A 14,430-nucleotide genomic window follows, 5' to 3' on the forward strand; every position below is an offset into this window, starting at 1 on the left:
GATTATGCCTCCCCTTGTTGTATGGCTTGTAACGGTTCAATTTTTTTAATTTGTAGACCCGACAATGTAGCTCCGATAAAGCCAATGATAAGAAACACAATGGATAACTGTGTTGTAGTGCCAATTGCTAAGGTGAAAGGCATTCCCTTAGGTGCAACAACATTAAATAACTGGCTAAGGCTAATGGATATGACAAGTGAGATCATAGTAATAATAGCCATCTGTGTCCAGATCATTTTAAACAACGTACTTGTTTTTAAACCAATTGCTTTTAAGATGCCATACAAACCAATTTTTTGCACATTCATCATATAGAAGAAAATGGCGAATAACATGCCACTAATGACAACTAAGAACCATATAATCATATTTAAAGATAGCTGTTCCGCACTATAGCTGGGAATTGTATTGAGAAATTCTTTATTGTTGTATGCTTGTAGCCCTTTAAACTCTTTTGGCTCGCTATTTGGTACATAAATTAACTGTTTGTCCTTTACACGATACATCTCGTGATAGGCCTCTTCACTAATATAAGCGACAGGTGCGTGGCTATATTTCTTTTGCTCCACAAAGCCTTTAACGATGAACTCACCATTGTATTGATTATTCTTTAATGTATCTCCGACTTTGATTCCTTTATCCTGTAACGAGCTATCTAACAGTACCTCCCCTTGATGCACATTTTGAAACAATCTGGACTCGGTAGATGTAACAAAGGCAACACTCTGCTGTTTATCGTCTTGATCATTTAAAAAGCCCATTTGAATCGAAAAAGCTACTGCTTCTTTCTCTTTCCCCATGACTTCCTGTTGAAGATCGCTATCAATTCTCGAAAGATTAAACGCCCCCTCTGCATCTTCAGCCATGTAAATTTGTCCTTTCGGTAAATCTTTAATTAAAGCTGCATTATCCTGCGATAGACCATTTGCCAAACCCGAAATAATAAACGTTAAAAAACTAACTAGGAAGATAATGGAGCCCAAGATTAAAAACCGTACTTTATTCTTCTTTATCTCTTTCCATGCAAGATTCATTACTAACCCCTCCATTTCTTTGATTACTCATAGCTTAAAATGTTTACATGAACAGAGCATGAACTAATCATTAAAAATGAACGGGAAAATAAAAAACCGATCTATAAAGGAAGTTTTTTATCCTATAGAACGGTTTAAACTATTTTTAATTAAAAAAAATTCATATAATCCATTTTTAAAGTAATTGTATTCATTTTGGTCTATTAACTTAACGCCGTACCCTTCATAGAATATCTGTTTGTCTTGTTCTGTTTCAAATACATGTGCTTTAGGGCGTACCGCCAGAGCAACATCATATCGTGGATCACCTAATGCTCCAGCACTCCAATCGATAACTCCTGAAATTTTTCTATTCTGTACAAGAACATTGTCAATTGTGAAATCACCGTGTATAAATGTTTGCTGAATGATTTTTAGTTTTTTCCTTTTCAATTTATCTAATAATTTTGGAGTGCCATCTACTTTAAAATTTTTCAAATTAAACTCAGCCTGTCCCAACATATCGTCTATCCATGGTGTGTTTTTTACTAACTCTTGTGGACATCGGGTTGAATGAATGGCAGAAAGGATCTTTCCAAAATTAAATATTATTTCATGTCTGTTTTCCTCTTTAATCTCATTTTCTAGTGCACTTCTAACGGTGTCTCCTTCTAAATATGCCATTAAAGCCCATGACTGATTTTCTAATGATTGTTCAATAAAATAATGCAACGTTGGAACTGGTAATGTAGATTTTGATAAATGTTTAAGGACAGTTGCTTCTTTCGTTAACCAGGAACAAAATTGTTTTCCTTTTGTTCTTTTTAAAACGAATATTCCTCTTTTAGAATTAAGAATCCCTACATCCGATGTATGTCCTTGTCTTGGAAAATAAATATGGATAACTCCTCCAACATACTCAACTATGTCTTTAGGTATTTCATTTCGTTGTATGGGATGCAAAATTTTCACCACCAATGCTACTTATTTTCATCAGCATTTCTTTTTCCTCTAGTTTGATAAAGAACAGGATCTATATTACTCCACACATAAATTAATAAGTCTAAGTCTTTATTTCCTATATTAATCTTTTCCGTTTTTTCTAATCTAGCACCCAATCTCTCATAAAAACGCTTCGACTGATTATCCTCTAAAACCTCTTTTTTCATTTTCGAATATTTAGTAAATTAAGTATATCATATATTTTTCTTTAACTATCCTGCCACGTTAGCCATCCATGAAGCGCAAAAATAAGCTCTTCACCACAGAAAATGAAAGATGATTAAGTTCTTTCATGGAAGTTCAAATAAGAAAAAAGCTCTGTATAATTGCACTTTATTAATAGAATCAAATCTATACCAAATTAACGAACATTACGATTTAAAAACAACCCAGCAGAAATAGTAAATACTATTACTACCCAAGAAAATTGAACCGCTAGCCCCGACCATTTATCCAATAAGGTATTTAAAGCAGGTATTGAAAAAAGATTCAATGTAGCAAGAGTAGGTAAAAATTTTGCCCACTGAGAAATTGTAAACAACATTTGGCTAAGTCCCAAAATAAGCGGGAACATGATAGCGATAGGTGCTATAAGCGATTTTGTCATAATAGATAAGGCAGAGGTAATCCAAGCTAATTGAATCCAACTAAGTATGCCAAGAGAAATACTTCCAAGTAACCGTATCATTAAAGTACCTGTCCATTCCATATCATGTTGAAAAAAAAGAACAAGTAAACTAAGTACACTTGAAACTATTCCCGTAAACACAATAATTATGGTAATATTCACAAATTTCGCACATAATAATTTTAATCTTGATGGTTGTGTGAGAAGTGTTGTTCTTAGAGCAGAGTGCGAATATTCTTGTCCAAAATGACCTGCACTTGCAACAATAATCCCCAGTTGACCCAAATAGAGGGCTTGCAAGCAAAGAGAAAGTATCTCCTTCTCTCTCCCTATCTTTGGTGTATCGGATGTTAATAAGAAGAGTAAGGGAACGATAATAGCTCCGATTACACCTAAAGTACACCAACCAAAAGAAAAAAATTTAGTTTTCTCACTACGCAACGCAGCATACATCAATATTTTCCTCCTACATCATTACGAATAAAAGCATAATAAGATGTGATTAAAGTTAATATCACCCATATCAGCAGTACGATACCGCCTTTTAATGGATCATGTTCAAAAGGGTCTGTTGGTATTGCAATGAGAAGATTACCTGCTGCTACAGGAAGATACTCTCCCCATCCCCATTTTTGCGCTAAATAATTCCCAAGATTGTAAACCTGAGGAATCAAAAATACTAAAGGTACTATAGCATTTCTAAAGAGCATTCCGATCCCAAAAGAAAGTATTGTTAGTAAAATCCAATCCAGCACTGAAAAGCCAATAAACCGCCAAGCTACTGTACTTAAATAAAATGGATGTAATCCTAGTTCCCCCAAACCCAAATGCGTAATAGAAATAGTAGCAAAAATTGTTAAAGACGATATTAATGTACTACATATTAAAAGTGCAAGTACTTTCGCACCGAAAACTTTAATACGACTACTTTGACATAGTAAAGTTGTACGTAATATATGATGTTTATATTCACTTGCCCCTAAAATTCCTCCAAAGACAACCATCGGTAATAACCCAAAAAGCACTGCATCAAATCCCAAATAATCCAATGGAGGTAAGGCTTCTACTAATTCCGGGTGAGTTTCTGATGTCGCGTCTAAACCCATCTCAGCGAAGCTTTTTGCTGAGATTAGTGCAAATAATGGTTGAATAACCACAACTAAAGCACAAATTACCCACCACACTCTACTTGAATAAATCTTTATCAGTTCAAATCGTATGGTTCTAGAAAAAGTCTTCATCTTTTGCTTCACCTTCTTCTGTAAGAGAAAAGAATACATCTTCCAATGATTCCAGATCTTTCATAACATGCTGAAGTTCACCAGTGGCTATTACTTTTCCATGATTAATAATAACTACATCGTCTGCCACAGCTTCCACTTCAGAAAGAAGATGTGATGACAACAAAATAGTCTTTCCCATTTCTGATTGGTGACGAATAAATTTTCTAAACCAGCGAATTCCTGTTGGATCAAGTCCATTGGTTGGTTCATCAAGAACAATATATTGAGGGTCTCCCAAAATAGCTACTGCAAGTCCAAGACGTTGCCCTTCACCCAATGATAAAGTTCCCAGCCTAGCTTTGCTTTTTTCTGATAAACCGACTATTTTCAATACATCGGACACACGCCCCAAAGAAATGCTGTTGCTTTGTGCTATGATTTTCAGATGGGTTTTTACCCTTCTAGAAGGAGTACCACCTATACCGTCAAATGCTGCTCCTACCACTTTCAATGGAGTATTAAATGTTGCATAGTTACTTCCACCAAAAGTTGCCGTTCCTGTTGAACGATCAAGCCCTAACAAAATACGAAGTGTTGAGCTTTTTCCTGCACCATTTGGTCCAAGGAAAGCTGTTATTCTCCCTTGTTTCGCTTCAAATGACACATCTTTTAAAATATCTTTTTCTCCATGTCGCTTACATAATTGTGATATAACAATATTGTTTGTAGTATTCGTCAATATAAATATCTCCTTTGAAATAAATTAGTATTAATTAAACAAATAGGAACTTAACATCGTTAATGGTTTCAGATAACTAAAAATATTTGTTTTAATAATAATCTATTTTCAAACTTTTTTTCTTTTGTGTAACAAACTGCAAGTTATATGTAATTTTTGACATTATTTCTATCCTAGTCTAATGATTGGATAGAGAGAATAGGATCTTTTCTAATAATAAAAATGTCTAATTAAACTGGTTTTGGAAGATGGTTGAATGGTAGAAGTGGCTAAGTATTTTACAACTTCTTTCTGAATGGTGGTAAACTATAAAAATAACAAGAATGTCTCAAGTTTCTGTCTAGGACAAATATAGTAAGAATTTAGGAGTGAAACCATGGTAATAAAAGTTGCTATTTGTGATGATGTTCCAGTTATTGCAAAAGCTATTGAAGATTTAATGTTAGAATATGACTCCTCGTTATTTGATATTGATATATTCTACAATCCATTTCGTTTAATTGAATTACTTAAAGAAAATACATATGATTTATTTATTTTAGATTTTGAGTTTCCAAATCTATCGGGAATAGTGATTGCCGAGACCATTAGAAAGAATAATTATAATTGTCCAATTATCTTTATTACAAATTTCAAAGAATATATGGAGAAGGCTTTTAAGGTGAACACTTTTGATTACATTTTAAAACCAGTAACAAAAGACAAACTATATCCTACTTTGAATCGCGCTATTAAATATTTAGATTTAGATGATTCAAAATTTATGTTTACATTTAACAAAGTTTTTTACAGTATTTCTTTTGGCGAAATTATTTACTTTGAAAAAAATAAAAGGAAAGTACTTATTCACACACCCTCTGATATATATGAAACGATTCTTCAAACGAAAGACCTTTTATCCAAAGTTAATGATAATTTTGTGCAGGTCCACAACTCGTTTATTGTTAATGTTAGATATGTAAAACAAATTAGCAATAATACAATTACCGCCAAATTAAATGATAAGAATACTGTTGAAATACCAATAAGTCGTAAATTTATAGATAGTGCCAGAAAACAAATTTTGATGAAGTTAAGAGACTTAATATAATGAATGACACTATCGTTACATTATTCAACTTTAACAATTTTCCTTATATACTGATCAATATCACCTTCACTGCTTTATTGTTTTTAGTTATCGCAAAGAGGACTCAGATAGATTTGAGAAAAGAGTTCTTTTGGGTAATTTATTTACTATTTACGTTTTTAATCTGTGATTCTGTTTCGTTTTTTATTACGAAAATGGTATTACAATTAGAAAGTTATGATTCAAATTTTCTCTTTATAGCTGGAGGGGGAGGTATGGCTATTATTTTAAAACTAATGGCTGTAGCTGTTCTTAAAATTATCTTTCTTCAAAAGCGTAAATTAAAGAGACCTATAAATGTTTTTCTCTTAATGGCAATAATTTCTATACCAATGATATCGATATTTGTGTTAAGCACTGCTGGAGTATCTGAAATTCATATTATTAATCAACCTAATTTTATCTTTATATTGATTGCTATTTTTATAATTTATATGAATTTATGCATACTATATCTTTATATAACCCTCGGAAATTATTATGAGAAGCTTGAAAAAACTAAAACGCAAAAAAAAGTATTTGAATCAGAATTGAAATTTTTCAAACAACTAAAGGATTCACAATCTAAACTATATTCAATAAAGCACGACTTAAAAAATCAATACGTAGTTCTAATGGGTATGTTAAGTCAGGGAGATACTGCTGGAGCTGAAAAATATCTTCAAAATTCGATACAGAAAATCGAACACATTGATTATTATTTTACAAATAACTACGTGCTAAATTATCTTCTGAATGAAAAAATATCTATTGCTGAAAGCAATGGAATAACTTTAAACGTTAAATCTTTCTTTCCTGAAAGGATTAAATTAGATACTGATATTTTTGCAGTTGTGCTAGGTAATTTAATAGATAATTCTATAAACGCAGTCTTACGTTTATCAAATTCTAAAGAAAAAGAAATTTCACTTCTTATCAAACAATTTGATCAGAACCTACTTATAGAAATTTCAAATGTATTTGATACTGCGGAGCTTCAAACTCGAAAGAATAGACAATTCGAGGGAATAGGAATTAAAAATGTGAAAAGAATTGTAGAAGAGCATGGTGGAATTTATAATCAATGGATTCAAGATAATCAGTATATCGTAAGTATACTTTTACTCAATGTATATGAAAAAGAAGATGAATGTAACAGCTAAAGTAGAATGGAATGAACACTTTTATCCAAAATTCTCCAAATTTTACAAACTAGAAATATTCTGTTTATAGGAGGCTGTATCAATGGAGGAGAAGCTAGTGTTATATGTATTCAATACCCGTTTTTCAACGAAATGCACACATTCTAAAAGAAAGAATTGAAGAAAATGATCAAATAGCATTCGAAACTTTTACAGAAATGTATAATAAGTAGTGATTAACATCTCCTATTGCACAAGTATAACTAATTCGTCATAAGCTTACGTTTGTTTTTCTACACGTGAGCTTTTAGTTTATTCTCTTTTTTATATTTAATATACCTTTCAAGTGTAAGGGAATAATGTTTTTTTGAATTAGGAAATTCTTTTTCAATAGCTTCTTTTAGAGTGTTAGTCATTTTATCTTCTCCATTATACAATCCTCTATTGATAATACCGTTAAAACGCCCTACATAGTCCTTTGCAGAACTTTCGCTAATATTATACTCCTGCATCAAATAATCCTTAAACTCCATCTTCATCCCCCTTTAGAACATATTATTTAAAAGAATTCTACAACCTTTCATAAAACCCTTTTTGGATAACAGCTTGTGTAAAACAAAATCAATTCTTATCGTTTTCTATCGTATTATCAACAATGCAAAAAGCTCATAAACCCTGTTATATCAAGGTTTATGAGCTTTCTTAACTTTTTAATCGTAACGTAAATTAATCTAGTGATACCGGTGGTCGGGGTCGAACCGACACTCCAAAGGAACACGATTTTGAGTCGTGCGCGTCTGCCAATTCCGCCACACCGGCATAATGGAGATAAAAAAAATCGGATACACCGATTCGAATTAAAATATGGAGGCGGCAACCGGATTTGAACCGGTGATAAAGGTGTTGCAGACCTGTGCCTTACCACTTGGCTATGCCGCCATCGAAGTTGGAGCGGAAGACGAGGTTCGAACTCGCGACCCCCACCTTGGCAAGGTGGTGTTCTACCACTGAACTACTTCCGCAAAATGGCTGGGGTACCTGGATTCGAACCAGGGCATGACGGAATCAAAATCCGTTGCCTTACCGCTTGGCTATACCCCAAAAGATAATTATATAAATGGGGCGACTGATGGGAATCGAACCCACGAGTGCCGGAACCACAATCCGGTGCGTTAACCACTTCGCCACAATCGCCATTATATTATGATTTTTATTAATTTTATTTTAAATGGGGCGACTGATGGGAATCGAACCCACGAATGCCGGAACCACAATCCGGTGCGTTAACCACTTCGCCACAATCGCCATAAAATTAATTGGCAGGGGCAGTAGGAATCGAACCCACACCAAAGGTTTTGGAGACCTCTATTCTACCGTTGAACTATGCCCCTATAATAATAAAACTGGTGGAGGGGGACGGATTCGAACCGCCGAACCCTAAGGAGCGGATTTACAGTCCGCCGCGTTTAGCCACTTCGCTACCCCTCCGGGAATACATGGTGCCGGCGATAGGAGTCGAACCCACGACCTACTGATTACAAGTCAGTTGCTCTACCAACTGAGCTACACCGGCAAAAAAACATGATGGGTCAGGACGGAATCGAACCGCCGACACTTAGAGCTTCAATCTAATGCTCTACCAACTGAGCTACTGACCCTTGTTATTAAAATAAATGGCGGTCCCGACCGGGATCGAACCGGCGATCTCCTGCGTGACAGGCAGGCATGTTAACCGCTACACCACGGGACCATTTGGTTGCGGGGGCCGGATTTGAACCAACGACCTTCGGGTTATGAGCCCGACGAGCTACCACTGCTCCACCCCGCGATAATCATATACTATTGTAAAAATAATGGTGGAGGATGACGGGCTCGAACCGCCGACCCTCTGCTTGTAAGGCAGATGCTCTCCCAGCTGAGCTAATCCTCCATCTGGGTATTTAAATGGTGACCCCTACGGGATTCGAACCCGTGTTACCGCCGTGAAAGGGCGGTGTCTTAACCACTTGACCAAGGGGCCAACTTTTGGAATAAATCAAAGTGCTGGCGGAGAGTAAGGGATTTGAACCCTTGAGACAGTGTTAACCGCCTACACGATTTCCAATCGTGCTCCTTCGGCCACTCGGACAACTCTCCAAGAATGGCTCCGAAGGCAGGACTCGAACCTGCGACAACCTGATTAACAGTCAGGTGCTACTACCAACTGAGCTACTTCGGAATGATTTTAGTATATAGCCTAGCGACGTCCTACTCTCACAGGGGGAAGCCCCCAACTACCATCGGCGCTAAAGAGCTTAACTTCCGTGTTCGGTATGGGAACGGGTGTGACCTCTTTGCCATCATCACTAGACTATTTGAAAGACAATACTTATTATAGCATATTTTATCAAAATTACAAGTATATTATAATGTTTTTTATTCTTTCAAAACTGGATAAACGGTTCATTGAATGGTTCAAACATTTTGGTTAAGTCCTCGATCGATTAGTATTCGTCAGCTCCATGTGTCACCACACTTCCACCTCGAACCTATCTACCTCATCGTCTTTGAGGGATCTTACTTACTTGCGTAATGGGAAATCTCATCTTGAGGGGGGCTTCATGCTTAGATGCTTTCAGCACTTATCCCGTCCACACATAGCTACCCAGCGATGCCTTTGGCAAGACAACTGGTACACCAGCGGTGTGTCCATCCCGGTCCTCTCGTACTAAGGACAGCTCCTCTCAAATTTCCTACGCCCACGACGGATAGGGACCGAACTGTCTCACGACGTTCTGAACCCAGCTCGCGTACCGCTTTAATGGGCGAACAGCCCAACCCTTGGGACCGACTACAGCCCCAGGATGCGATGAGCCGACATCGAGGTGCCAAACCTCCCCGTCGATGTGGACTCTTGGGGGAGATAAGCCTGTTATCCCCGGGGTAGCTTTTATCCGTTGAGCGATGGCCCTTCCATGCGGAACCACCGGATCACTAAGCCCGTCTTTCGACCCTGCTCGACTTGTAGGTCTCGCAGTCAAGCTCCCTTGTGCCTTTACACTCTACGAATGATTTCCAACCATTCTGAGGGAACCTTTGGGCGCCTCCGTTACCTTTTAGGAGGCGACCGCCCCAGTCAAACTGTCCGCCTGACACTGTCTCCTGCCCCGCTAAGGGGCATGGGTTAGAATTTCAATACAACCAGGGTAGTATCCCACCGACGCCTCCTTCGAAGCTGGCGCTCCGAGATCTCTGGCTCCTACCTATCCTGTACAAGTTGTACCAAAATTCAATATCAGGCTACAGTAAAGCTCCACGGGGTCTTTCCGTCCTGTCGCGGGTAACCTGCATCTTCACAGGTACTATAATTTCACCGAGTCTCTCGTTGAGACAGTGCCCAGATCGTTACGCCTTTCGTGCGGGTCGGAACTTACCCGACAAGGAATTTCGCTACCTTAGGACCGTTATAGTTACGGCCGCCGTTTACTGGGGCTTCAATTCGCAGCTTCGCTTGCGCTAACCACTCCTCTTAACCTTCCAGCACCGGGCAGGCGTCAGCCCCTATACGTCACCTTACGGTTTTGCAGAGACCTGTGTTTTTGCTAAACAGTCGCCTGGGCCTATTCACTGCGGCTCTCATGCGCTTGCACGCTCAAGAGCACCCCTTCTCCCGAAGTTACGGGGTCATTTTGCCGAGTTCCTTAACGAGAGTTCTCTCGCACACCTTAGGATTCTCTCCTCGACTACCTGTGTCGGTTTGCGGTACGGGCACCTCTCACCTCGATAGAGGCTTTTCTTGGCAGTGTGAAATCAGGAACTTCGTCCATACGGACTCGCCATCACAGCTCAACGTTACAGTGTGCGGATTTGCCTACACACACGCCTTACTGCTTGGACGCGCATAACCAACAGCGCGCTTACCCTATCCTACTGCGTCCCCCCATTTCTCAAACGGTGAGGAGGTGGTACAGGAATATCAACCTGTTGTCCATCGCCTACGCCTATCGGCCTCGGCTTAGGTCCCGACTAACCCTGAGCGGACGAGCCTTCCTCAGGAAACCTTAGTCATACGGTGGACGGGATTCTCACCCGTCTTTCGCTACTCATACCGGCATTCTCACTTCTAAGCGCTCCACCAGTCCTTCCGGTCTGACTTCAACGCACTTAGAACGCTCTCCTACCACTGACATCGTAGATGTCAATCCACAGCTTCGGTGAATCGTTTAGCCCCGATACATTTTCGGCGCAGCGTCACTCGACCAGTGAGCTATTACGCACTCTTTAAATGATGGCTGCTTCTAAGCCAACATCCTGGTTGTCTGTGCAACGCCACATCCTTTTCCACTTAACGATTACTTTGGGACCTTAGCTGGTGGTCTGGGCTGTTTCCCTTTTGACTACGGATCTTATCACTCGCAGTCTGACTCCCGTGTATAAATATCTGGCATTCGGAGTTTGTCTGAATTCGGTAAACCGGGATGGCCCCCTAGTCCAAACAGTGCTCTACCTCCAGTATTCTCATCACGAGGCTAGCCCTAAAGCTATTTCGGAGAGAACCAGCTATCTCCAAGTTCGATTGGAATTTCTCCGCTACCCACACCTCATCCCCGCACTTTTCAACGTGCGTGGGTTCGGGCCTCCAGTAAGTGTTACCTTACCTTCACCCTGGACATGGGTAGATCACCTGGTTTCGGGTCTACGACCACGTACTATTTCGCCCTATTCAGACTCGCTTTCGCTGCGGCTCCGCCTTCTAAAGCTTAACCTCGCACGTAATCGTAACTCGCCGGTTCATTCTACAAAAGGCACGCTATCACCCATTAACGGGCTCTAACTACTTGTAGGCACACGGTTTCAGGATCTCTTTCACTCCCCTTCCGGGGTGCTTTTCACCTTTCCCTCACGGTACTGGTTCACTATCGGTCACTAGGTAGTATTTAGCCTTGGGAGATGGTCCTCCCGGATTCCGACGGAATTTCACGTGTTCCGCCGTACTCAGGATCCACTCAGGAGAGAACAAACTTTCGACTACAGGGCTTTTACCTGCTCTGGCGGACCTTTCCAAGTCGCTTCATCTAACTCGCTCTTTTGTAACTCCGTATTGAGTGTCCTACAACCCCAAGAGGCAAGCCTCTTGGTTTGGGCTCTTCCCGTTTCGCTCGCCGCTACTCAGGGAATCGATTTTTCTTTCTCTTCCTCCAGGTACTTAGATGTTTCAGTTCCCTGGGTCTGCCTTCAAGACGCTATGTATTCACGTCAAGATACTACGCGATTAAACGTAGTGGGTTCCCCCATTCGGAAATCTCCGGATCAAAGCTCACTTACAGCTCCCCGAAGCATATCGGTGTTAGTGCCGTCCTTCTTCGGCTCCTAGTGCCAAGGCATTCGCCGTGCGCCCTTAATAACTTAACCTATCAGCTTTCAATACACATCGCATTTCGTTGTCAGCTTCTCTCGTTCAATCAGTCACGTACTCAAGTACGCTCCTTCATTCACTCGATTGCTTCCTAGAACTGCTCGTGTCTTGAAACCTTTTAATGTTATTAAGCCTATAAAAAAAACTTAAAAAATAAATGTGTTTGTTACAATTTCAATGTCGTTTTATCCAGTTTTCAAAGAACAAGTTTTGAAGATTTTCATTCAAGAAAGAATGAACCTTCAAAACTGAACGCAAAACGTAATCTTACAAACCCCAGGTTTGTATTCCGAAATAATCCTTAGAAAGGAGGTGATCCAGCCGCACCTTCCGATACGGCTACCTTGTTACGACTTCACCCCAATCATCTATCCCACCTTCGGCGGCTGGCTCCAAAAGGTTACCTCACCGACTTCGGGTGTTACAAACTCTCGTGGTGTGACGGGCGGTGTGTACAAGGCCCGGGAACGTATTCACCGCGGCATGCTGATCCGCGATTACTAGCGATTCCGGCTTCATGTAGGCGAGTTGCAGCCTACAATCCGAACTGAGAACGAATTTATCGGATTAGCTCCCTCTCGCGAGTTGGCAACCGTTTGTATCGTCCATTGTAGCACGTGTGTAGCCCAGGTCATAAGGGGCATGATGATTTGACGTCATCCCCACCTTCCTCCGGTTTGTCACCGGCAGTCACCTTAGAGTGCCCAACTAAATGATGGCAACTAAGATCAAGGGTTGCGCTCGTTGCGGGACTTAACCCAACATCTCACGACACGAGCTGACGACAACCATGCACCACCTGTCACCGTTGCCCCCGAAGGGGAAACTATATCTCTACAGTGGTCAACGGGATGTCAAGACCTGGTAAGGTTCTTCGCGTTGCTTCGAATTAAACCACATGCTCCACCGCTTGTGCGGGCCCCCGTCAATTCCTTTGAGTTTCAGTCTTGCGACCGTACTCCCCAGGCGGAGTGCTTAATGCGTTAGCTGCAGCACTAAGGGGCGGAAACCCCCTAACACTTAGCACTCATCGTTTACGGCGTGGACTACCAGGGTATCTAATCCTGTTTGCTCCCCACGCTTTCGCGCCTCAGTGTCAGTTACAGACCAGATAGTCGCCTTCGCCACTGGTGTTCCTCCAAATCTCTACGCATTTCACCGCTACACTTGGAATTCCACTATCCTCTTCTGCACTCAAGTCTCCCAGTTTCCAATGACCCTCCACGGTTGAGCCGTGGGCTTTCACATCAGACTTAAGAAACCACCTGCGCGCGCTTTACGCCCAATAATTCCGGACAACGCTTGCCACCTACGTATTACCGCGGCTGCTGGCACGTAGTTAGCCGTGGCTTTCTAATAAGGTACCGTCAAGGTACAGCCAGTTACTACTGTACTTGTTCTTCCCTTACAACAGAGTTTTACGAACCGAAATCCTTCTTCACTCACGCGGCGTTGCTCCATCAGGCTTTCGCCCATTGTGGAAGATTCCCTACTGCTGCCTCCCGTAGGAGTCTGGGCCGTGTCTCAGTCCCAGTGTGGCCGATCACCCTCTCAGGTCGGCTACGCATCGTCGCCTTGGTGAGCCGTTACCTCACCAACTAGCTAATGCGCCGCGGGCCCATCCTATAGTGACAGCCGAAACCGTCTTTCAGTGTTTCACCATGAGGTGAAACAGATTATTCGGTATTAGCCCCGGTTTCCCGGAGTTATCCCAAACTATAAGGTAGGTTGCCCACGTGTTACTCACCCGTCCGCCGCTAACGTCGAAGGAGCAATCTCCTTCTCTGTTCGCTCGACTTGCATGTATTAGGCACGCCGCCAGCGTTCGTCCTGAGCCAGGATCAAACTCTCCATAAAAGAAATTTGAATAGCTCAAATTGTTTTGCTGGCATCATTTTGATGTCCAAAATTTTGTTTCGTTCACTAACCGAAGTTAGTTACTGAAAACTTTATTGATTACGTTTTGCTTGTTCAGTTTTCAAGGTTCATTATTCAAGTCGTTTTTCAGCGACTTCTTAATATTAACATCTCGCTCAAATCATGTCAACTACTTTTTTGAAAAAGTTTTTTATGTTTTTCATCGAGCATTTCGTTATGTCTTAGCGACAATTAATATAATACAATACCAAGATATCATTCGTCAACTACTTTTCTAAAAAAATATCGAGGTATTTTTAAAT

The 14,430-nt window shown here is 40.5% G+C and carries 9 protein-coding genes, 16 tRNA genes and 3 rRNA genes; 2 read left to right on the plus strand and 26 right to left on the minus strand.

The features are described from left to right. Nucleotides 1–2: 2 nt before the first annotated feature. The 6 genes from V6670_RS19180 to V6670_RS19205 form a co-directional block, all read right to left on the minus strand. Nucleotides 3–1,034 carry an ABC transporter permease gene (locus V6670_RS19180; protein WP_141904871.1) on the minus strand — a complete coding sequence of 344 codons (1,032 nt, stop codon included), beginning with the start codon at nucleotides 1,032–1,034 and terminating at the stop codon, nucleotides 3–5. A gap of 117 nt (nucleotides 1,035–1,151) precedes the next feature. Beyond that, nucleotides 1,152–1,976 carry a phosphotransferase gene (locus V6670_RS19185; RefSeq protein ID WP_141904975.1) on the minus strand — a complete coding sequence of 275 codons (825 nt, stop codon included), beginning with the start codon at nucleotides 1,974–1,976 and terminating at the stop codon, nucleotides 1,152–1,154. 17 nt (nucleotides 1,977–1,993) lie between these two features. Continuing rightward, nucleotides 1,994–2,182: a hypothetical protein gene (locus V6670_RS19190; protein WP_141904870.1), complete on the minus strand. Its 189-nt coding sequence runs from the start codon at nucleotides 2,180–2,182 to the stop codon at nucleotides 1,994–1,996. Between the two features lie 194 nt (nucleotides 2,183–2,376). After that, a complete protein-coding gene (locus tag V6670_RS19195) occupies nucleotides 2,377–3,096 on the minus strand; it encodes an ABC transporter permease (RefSeq protein ID WP_141904869.1) in 720 nt (239 codons plus the stop codon). Further along, nucleotides 3,096–3,884 carry an ABC transporter permease gene (locus V6670_RS19200; protein ID WP_338651875.1) on the minus strand — a complete coding sequence of 263 codons (789 nt, stop codon included), beginning with the start codon at nucleotides 3,882–3,884 and terminating at the stop codon, nucleotides 3,096–3,098. The genes V6670_RS19195 and V6670_RS19200 overlap by 1 nt, the downstream gene beginning before the upstream one ends. After that, a complete protein-coding gene (locus V6670_RS19205) occupies nucleotides 3,868–4,605 on the minus strand; it encodes an ATP-binding cassette domain-containing protein (RefSeq protein ID WP_141904867.1) in 738 nt (245 codons plus the stop codon). The genes V6670_RS19200 and V6670_RS19205 overlap by 17 nt, the downstream gene beginning before the upstream one ends. Nucleotides 4,606–4,981: 376 nt before the next feature. On the opposite strand from V6670_RS19205, the gene V6670_RS19210 reads away from it, so the two are divergent. Then, nucleotides 4,982–5,695 carry a LytTR family DNA-binding domain-containing protein gene (locus tag V6670_RS19210; protein WP_141904866.1) on the plus strand — a complete coding sequence of 238 codons (714 nt, stop codon included), beginning with the start codon at nucleotides 4,982–4,984 and terminating at the stop codon, nucleotides 5,693–5,695. A gap of 254 nt (nucleotides 5,696–5,949) precedes the next feature. After that, nucleotides 5,950–6,876: a GHKL domain-containing protein gene (locus tag V6670_RS19215; protein WP_141904865.1), complete on the plus strand. Its 927-nt coding sequence runs from the start codon at nucleotides 5,950–5,952 to the stop codon at nucleotides 6,874–6,876. Between the two features lie 272 nt (nucleotides 6,877–7,148). On the opposite strand, the gene V6670_RS19220 is transcribed toward V6670_RS19215, so the two are convergent. The 20 genes from V6670_RS19220 to V6670_RS19315 all read right to left on the minus strand — a co-directional run bounded on the left by V6670_RS19220 (nucleotide 7,149) and on the right by V6670_RS19315 (nucleotide 14,107). Next, nucleotides 7,149–7,388, minus strand: coding sequence for a hypothetical protein (locus tag V6670_RS19220; protein WP_141904864.1), 240 nt, complete (start codon nucleotides 7,386–7,388; stop codon nucleotides 7,149–7,151). A 205-nt stretch (nucleotides 7,389–7,593) separates the two neighbouring features. Continuing rightward, a tRNA-Leu gene (locus V6670_RS19225) sits at nucleotides 7,594–7,674 on the minus strand. 46 nt (nucleotides 7,675–7,720) lie between these two features. Further along, nucleotides 7,721–7,794, minus strand: a tRNA-Cys gene (locus V6670_RS19230). Between the two features lie 8 nt (nucleotides 7,795–7,802). Continuing rightward, nucleotides 7,803–7,877: transfer RNA gene (locus V6670_RS19235), tRNA-Gly, on the minus strand. A 4-nt stretch (nucleotides 7,878–7,881) separates the two neighbouring features. After that, nucleotides 7,882–7,956: transfer RNA gene (locus V6670_RS19240), tRNA-Gln, on the minus strand. Between the two features lie 17 nt (nucleotides 7,957–7,973). After that, nucleotides 7,974–8,049, minus strand: a tRNA-His gene (locus V6670_RS19245). Between the two features lie 35 nt (nucleotides 8,050–8,084). Next, nucleotides 8,085–8,160: transfer RNA gene (locus V6670_RS19250), tRNA-His, on the minus strand. Between the two features lie 12 nt (nucleotides 8,161–8,172). After that, nucleotides 8,173–8,246, minus strand: a tRNA-Trp gene (locus V6670_RS19255). Between the two features lie 13 nt (nucleotides 8,247–8,259). Then, nucleotides 8,260–8,343: transfer RNA gene (locus tag V6670_RS19260), tRNA-Tyr, on the minus strand. A gap of 9 nt (nucleotides 8,344–8,352) precedes the next feature. Continuing rightward, nucleotides 8,353–8,428 (minus strand) — tRNA-Thr (locus tag V6670_RS19265). Between the two features lie 12 nt (nucleotides 8,429–8,440). After that, nucleotides 8,441–8,513, minus strand: a tRNA-Phe gene (locus tag V6670_RS19270). Between the two features lie 16 nt (nucleotides 8,514–8,529). Continuing rightward, nucleotides 8,530–8,605 (minus strand) — tRNA-Asp (locus V6670_RS19275). Between the two features lie 3 nt (nucleotides 8,606–8,608). Beyond that, nucleotides 8,609–8,683, minus strand: a tRNA-Met gene (locus V6670_RS19280). Nucleotides 8,684–8,709: 26 nt separating this feature from the next. After that, nucleotides 8,710–8,785: transfer RNA gene (locus V6670_RS19285), tRNA-Val, on the minus strand. 15 nt (nucleotides 8,786–8,800) lie between these two features. Next, nucleotides 8,801–8,875, minus strand: a tRNA-Glu gene (locus V6670_RS19290). Nucleotides 8,876–8,899: 24 nt separating this feature from the next. After that, nucleotides 8,900–8,991 (minus strand) — tRNA-Ser (locus V6670_RS19295). A 5-nt stretch (nucleotides 8,992–8,996) separates the two neighbouring features. Then, nucleotides 8,997–9,073 (minus strand) — tRNA-Asn (locus V6670_RS19300). Nucleotides 9,074–9,089: 16 nt separating this feature from the next. Next, a 5S ribosomal RNA gene (rrf, locus tag V6670_RS19305) occupies nucleotides 9,090–9,205 on the minus strand. A gap of 113 nt (nucleotides 9,206–9,318) precedes the next feature. Further along, a 23S ribosomal RNA gene (locus V6670_RS19310) occupies nucleotides 9,319–12,246 on the minus strand. Nucleotides 12,247–12,555: 309 nt separating this feature from the next. Further along, nucleotides 12,556–14,107, minus strand: a 16S ribosomal RNA gene (locus V6670_RS19315). Together the 16S, 23S and 5S rRNA genes with 16 tRNA genes alongside form the textbook arrangement of a ribosomal RNA operon. Nucleotides 14,108–14,430: the final 323 nt, after the last annotated feature.

This window comes from Lysinibacillus sp. Y5S-8, assembly GCF_036894365.1.
GTDB classification, from domain to species: domain Bacteria; phylum Bacillota; class Bacilli; order Bacillales_A; family Planococcaceae; genus Lysinibacillus; species Lysinibacillus fusiformis_D.

Coding starts and splice junctions, on each gene's coding strand:
- V6670_RS19180 (WP_141904871.1), bottom strand. CDS start 1,034: ATGAATCTTGCATGGAAAGAGATAAAGAAGAATAAAGTACGGTTTTTA.
- V6670_RS19190 (WP_141904870.1), bottom strand. CDS start 2,182: ATGAAAAAAGAGGTTTTAGAGGATAATCAGTCGAAGCGTTTTTATGAG.
- V6670_RS19195 (WP_141904869.1), bottom strand. CDS start 3,096: ATGTATGCTGCGTTGCGTAGTGAGAAAACTAAATTTTTTTCTTTTGGT.
- V6670_RS19200 (WP_338651875.1), bottom strand. CDS start 3,884: ATGAAGACTTTTTCTAGAACCATACGATTTGAACTGATAAAGATTTAT.
- V6670_RS19210 (WP_141904866.1), top strand. CDS start 4,982: ATGGTAATAAAAGTTGCTATTTGTGATGATGTTCCAGTTATTGCAAAA.
- V6670_RS19215 (WP_141904865.1), top strand. CDS start 5,950: ATGGCTATTATTTTAAAACTAATGGCTGTAGCTGTTCTTAAAATTATC.
- V6670_RS19220 (WP_141904864.1), bottom strand. CDS start 7,388: ATGGAGTTTAAGGATTATTTGATGCAGGAGTATAATATTAGCGAAAGT.